Origin of the sequence: Carboxylicivirga caseinilyticus (genome assembly GCF_050589785.1) — a bacterium.
GTDB classification, from domain to species: Bacteria; Bacteroidota; Bacteroidia; order Bacteroidales; family Marinilabiliaceae; genus Carboxylicivirga; species Carboxylicivirga caseinilyticus.
The window spans coordinates 1-1,133 of record NZ_JBNGOX010000107.1 but is presented as its reverse complement, the minus strand read 5'-3'; the positions used below and the strand labels follow the sequence as shown (position 1 = coordinate 1,133).

Below are 1,133 nucleotides of genomic sequence, written 5' to 3'. Positions count from 1 at the left end.
AATTTCTTAGCGTTTAGCATGTCGTTCGTTTTTAGTTTTCCGAAAAATAAAAACTGACATGGGGATATTTTAGGCGGAGTTTACCGGATGCTTACGAAACAAATATCACAAATTTGACATTAAAAGATACAATTATAAATAATATTGAATGTGATTTGTTTTCATTTAACATAAAAAGGGACTTATATTTTTGGTGGTACAAATATCAAAAGGATACTATGTCATTCGTAAAAATTGCTTTTGATAAAAATAAAGTTATTCCACGATATTTATATTGTAAAGAAGATATAGATGATGCTAATTATCATGTAATAAAAGTACATTTCTCGAACTTTAAGGCTACTAAATATGATGATAAAATCCTTTCGATTGAAAGTGTTCCCAAAAATTATAGCTGGGGACTTAAAAAGCATAAACTGGCCATAGAACACATTGCTCCAGAGTTCAAACTACCTCAAATTGATGGTGATTCAATTTCTTTAAATTGTTTGAAGGGTAATTATATCTTGTTGAATTTTGGTTTTATAGGCTGTGGACCATGTCATAAGTCAATCCCTATCCTCAATGAAATTCAAAATGAATATAAACCATATAATTTAAAAGTTGTAGGTGTAAATTTAAAATGTAGTAATCCTCAAAAGATAAAAGAGTATAAGGATTTAAATAACATTCAATATACTCTACTATGGTCATCCGACTTAGAAATAGAAAAGAAATATAAAATTAACTCAGCACCTACCGTATATTTAATTGATTCTGCAGACATGAAAATAATATACTCAAGTAATGGATTTAAGGAAGATCAGTTAAAAGAAAAACTTAAAGAAATATTCGGCATATAACTCATGGAAATAAAGCATGTCTTGGTTTACTTGTCCTGACGCCTTTGTCTATTGTCCTACTCCCCCTATCAGGTCAAACGACACCACGACCAGTCGCCACGACTTCATCCAGCAAACGTTACCCAAAATTAAAAATCTAATACACAGCTTAGAATAAGGAATTTTTTATCTTTGTAACATGAGTGATTCGAATAAAATATTATCTGACATAAAGAATACTGTAAAAGGAAAATTTCCTGATGCACAGATAATATTGTATGGTTCAAGAGCCAAAGGAATTGCTCGTGATGA

Annotated in this window: 1 protein-coding gene; it reads left to right on the top strand. The window is 30.3% G+C overall.

Annotated elements, in window-relative coordinates; all coding sequences use genetic code 11:
- The first annotated feature begins 218 nt into the window (after positions 1-218).
- Positions 219-842 carry a TlpA family protein disulfide reductase gene (locus tag ACRD62_RS22430; protein ID WP_430822317.1) on the top strand — a complete coding sequence of 208 codons (624 nt, stop codon included), beginning with the start codon at positions 219-221 and terminating at the stop codon, positions 840-842.
- Positions 843-1,133: the final 291 nt, after the last annotated feature.